This window comes from Rhodococcus sp. EPR-147 (genome assembly GCF_001647185.1).
In the GTDB taxonomy this organism is placed as follows: Bacteria; Actinomycetota; Actinomycetes; order Mycobacteriales; family Mycobacteriaceae; genus Rhodococcoides.
Genome location: NZ_LVCU01000253.1, coordinates 1 through 3,740 on the forward strand (window position 1 = coordinate 1; position 3,740 = coordinate 3,740).

4 protein-coding genes are annotated in these 3,740 nt (G+C 65.8%); all 4 read right to left on the reverse strand.

The window, feature by feature from the left end; genetic code table 11:
• Nucleotides 1-127: 127 nt before the first annotated feature.
• Complete coding sequence (locus tag A2J02_RS12240; RefSeq protein WP_068050434.1) at nt 128-1,159, reverse strand: ABC transporter ATP-binding protein; 1,032 nt, start codon at nt 1,157-1,159, stop codon at nt 128-130.
• The gene (locus tag A2J02_RS12245) at nt 1,156-1,929 is read right to left on the reverse strand and encodes an ABC transporter permease (protein WP_068050435.1); all 774 of its coding nucleotides are present in this window, start codon (nt 1,927-1,929) and stop codon (nt 1,156-1,158) included. Before A2J02_RS12245 ends, A2J02_RS12240 begins: the two co-directional genes overlap by 4 nt.
• Entirely contained in the window at nt 1,926-2,765 is an 840-nt protein-coding gene (locus tag A2J02_RS12250; protein WP_068050436.1) for an ABC transporter permease, read from the reverse strand. Before A2J02_RS12250 ends, A2J02_RS12245 begins: the two co-directional genes overlap by 4 nt.
• The coding region (locus A2J02_RS12255) for an ABC transporter substrate-binding protein (protein WP_068050437.1) at nt 2,762-3,740 on the reverse strand (979 nt) is incomplete at its 5' end. The genes A2J02_RS12250 and A2J02_RS12255, both read right to left, overlap by 4 nt.

Genomic DNA, 3,740 nt, shown 5'->3' on the forward strand with positions numbered 1-3,740 from the left:
TACGCGATGGCCCACCCACAACACGGGTACGACACGCCCGAGCTGCGGCTACGCCGCCTCACCGAATGTCCACCACCCCACGGGACTTACCCTGCACGAGGACTGCTAACCGCCAGCGCCGCGACCGTCAAGTCCCGACGACAAACCGCGCCCCACCCGGGATCTGCAACCCCACTGCATCCCCGATCCGCACCGTCGATCCCGCCGCCAACTCCGCTTTCACAACCGTCGAGCCCACGGTCACATCAGCGATGCTGCGAAATCCGGTAGGCCGCAGACCCGAAACAACTCCACGAATCCCGTTGTCATTCAGCCTGATCAACTCATGTCGCAACAGCAACACGGCCGGACCAGCGGGAAGTGAAACCCCGTCAACCTCCAACTCCCCGAGCTCGGAGCGATGCACCCCAACCCCATCCCACTGCCCCTCGATTTCGTTCATCCCGCCCATCAGTCGCGACACTGCCAGCGTGCTCGGACGCGTGTAAGCCGTTGCGATATCGGAGTGATGCTCCAAACGACCCTCGATCAGCACGGCCACCGAATCGGCCAGCACCGCCGCTTCCTGCTGATCGTGGGTGACGAGCAACAGCGTCTGATCGAGCGAGCTTCGTAATTCGCGAACCAGGTCGTGCATCTCGGTGCGCAACACCGGGTCCAGCGCACTGAAGGGCTCGTCCAACAACAACACTCGCGGCGAGCCTGCGAGCGAACGCGCCAACGCCACCCGCTGGGCCTGCCCACCCGACACCTCGGACACCGCACGGTCCCCGATGTCACCCAGATGTACCAGGTCGAGGTACTCCCGGGCCCGCTCGCGCGACCGCTTGCGACTCTCCCCGGCAGCGCGGTAGGCGAAGCCGATATTGTCGAGTACCGACATGTGCGGGAACAACATCGGACGCTGGAACACCATCCCGACTCCGCGGTTCTCGGCCGCAACGCCGTTCACCTCGCGGCCGTCGATCTGCACTGTTCCGGCGGAGGGCGAATCCAGTCCCGCGATGAGTCTTAGCGCCGTACTCTTGCCCGAGCCCGACGGCCCGAGAATCGCCGTACACGAACCCGGCGGCACGGTGAGATCCAGCGAATTCAGAGCCGCAACCGATTGACCGGCATGCACTTTCGTGAGTCCGTGTACGGACAGTTCGACGCTCATCGGGCACTCCTACGACGCAGCCGGGCCAGCATGAGCACCAGCAACAACGGCGGCACCACCGCGGCGACCGACAGGGCAGCCACCACCGACTCGTTGCCGGTCCCGGCAGCGAACGAGGCGACGAGAATGGGCACGGTGACCAGTCTGCCCCCACCGATCAGCAGGGTGATCACGTAGTCGCTCCACGCCACGAGGAACGCGAGCAACGCCGCCCCCGCCAAGGCCGGAGCCAACAGCGGAATGCGAATTCGCCGCAGCACCATGGCACTCGACGCGCCAAGTGTGCGCGCCTCCTCCTCGAAACCGATGTCGTACGCGCCGAATGCCACTCGCATCAGGTACGTCGTGTACGGAATGGCCGCAACGGTCAGCAACGCGATCACCGCCACCGTGCTCGGAATGTGCGAGCGCAGCACCAGCACATCGAGTCCCAACGCCACGGCGAACGGAGGCAGGGCCAGTGGCGCGAAGAGAACTACGGCCACCAAAGCGGGGAAACGCACTGTTCCGTTCACCAGGGCGCGAGCGGCCAACGCGCCCAATGGCGTTGCGATAGCGGCGACGGCGAGAGCGAGCATGATCGATCGCACGAACGCATCGACGCCCCCGGCATCGAGGGCACTGCGGACGCCGTCGAATCCCCATTCCTGCGGAACCGATCCGGGAAACGACCAGCGATTGCTGATGGCCCACAAGACAACCGGAATCAGCGGCAGCAGGAACCACAGGACCAGAGCGGACCTGCCGACAGCGGAAAGAACCCTGTTCATTTCCACACCGCCGATCTGCGCAGATAGTGCAGTGCCACCGCGGCCACGACCACCGTCAGCGCGGTGGCGATCGTCGCGGCAGCGGCTGCCTGCGGACGCGTCTGAAGATCGATCGAGGTGAACAGGCGAATTGCCATCACCGACAACGGCTCCGGATACGGTTGACCCAGAATGCGGGCCACCTCATAGGAACCGACGGTGTAGGCGAACGCGATGGCCGCCGACGCGATCAGTGCGGGCCGGGCCAACGGCAACGTGACCAATCGGAGCCGAGCCCACCGGCCTGCGCCCAAGGTCGCGGCCGTCTCGTCGAATGCGGCCACTCGGGTGGCGAGAGTCCCGGCCACGACGACGGCCACAAAAGCCGACTCTTTCCAGGCGTATTCGGCGACGACGGCGATCCACCACTTCCCACCGACCAACTCCGGCCAGCCGCCGTCGGTCATGCCGAGAATGCGAGGCAGCATCCCTGAATCTGCCAACAGCAATGCCATCGCCGCCGCCCCGATCAGGTGCGGCACCGTGACGGTCAACCCCGCAGCGACCAACGCGGCGCGTCCACCTGACAAGGCCGCCAGTGCCGCCGCAAGCCCGATCACCGTGGCCAATGCCGTCGAGACGGCGGCGATCGACAGCGTCAGCACCACCGAGCTCCACAGGTCACCGCCCAGTGCGGAGTACGCGTCGACCGATAGTTGGGGGGTTCCGACCAACGGCATCAGCCCCAGGCTCTGCAGCACCACGGTGCCGAGACCGCCGCCGACGACGAGAACTACCAGCACGACGGCGGGGAGGACCGCCGCCGTGCCGCGAAAGCTCTTCGTGGACGCGCTCACTGACCGGCGAGCACGCTTCGACGCCAACCCTCGTCGACCGGCGAGACCCAGTCCGCCGAGAGTTCGGGATGCGCGTTGGCCGAGAGCTCCTCGTAGGAGGGCAGAACAGTCGAGCTCGGCAACGCTTCGAACCGGGCGCGGGCGTCATCGGGCAGTCGGTCGATATCGAGCACGGTGAACTGCCCCCACACGTCCGGCGTCGCCTTCTCGAGTTGTTGTTCGGGCGACAACGCGAGATTGGCTACCACGTGTGCCGCGGCCGACTTCCCCGACGTCGACGGAATGGCAAGGAAACTCGCATTCCCGACGGTTCCCTCGTCGAGAGTCAGGACGCGGGTCTCCGGCGGGAAGGTGCCGTCGGCGACGAGTTTCGGGAGGGTCGCAGGGCCGTACGTCATGGTCATGTCGACCTGGCCACCGGCGTAGAGGGCGTCGAGCTCGGAGGAGGACTGCGGATACGTCGTTCCTTCGCGCCACAGTGACGGGGCGAGTTCGTTCAACTGATCGAACAATGCCGGGGCGAGTCGGTCGTAGGAATCCTGACCGAACTGAGCGGGAACCTCGTCGACGCCGCCGGAGGCATTGATCAACGCCTCACGGACGAACACCGAGCCGGTGAAGTCCGGGGGAGCGGGGTAGGTGAAGCGGCCCGGGTTCGCGCGAGCCCAGTCGAGCACGCCGTCGAATGTCGTCGGCGGATCGGGGATGGCTGCCGCGTTGTAGACCAGGGTGAATTGAGCTTTGTGCCAGGGTGATTCGCAGTTCTCGACCGGGGTGCCGAAGTCGTCGAGCAACAGAGGATCCTCGGGATCGGTCAGTTCCATGTTCGGCAGATTCTGCGTCCAGCCACAAAGCCACGCGCCTGCCTGCTTACCGGTGCCGAAATTCGCGCCGTTGACCCACACCAGATCCACTTCGCCGTCGGTGACCCCGGCCTGTCGCTCGGACAGGATGCGGTTGACGGCGTCGGTGGTC

Coding starts and splice junctions, on each gene's coding strand:
- A2J02_RS12240 (WP_068050434.1), bottom strand. CDS start 1,159: ATGAGCGTCGAACTGTCCGTACACGGACTCACGAAAGTGCATGCCGGT.
- A2J02_RS12245 (WP_068050435.1), bottom strand. CDS start 1,929: ATGAACAGGGTTCTTTCCGCTGTCGGCAGGTCCGCTCTGGTCCTGTGG.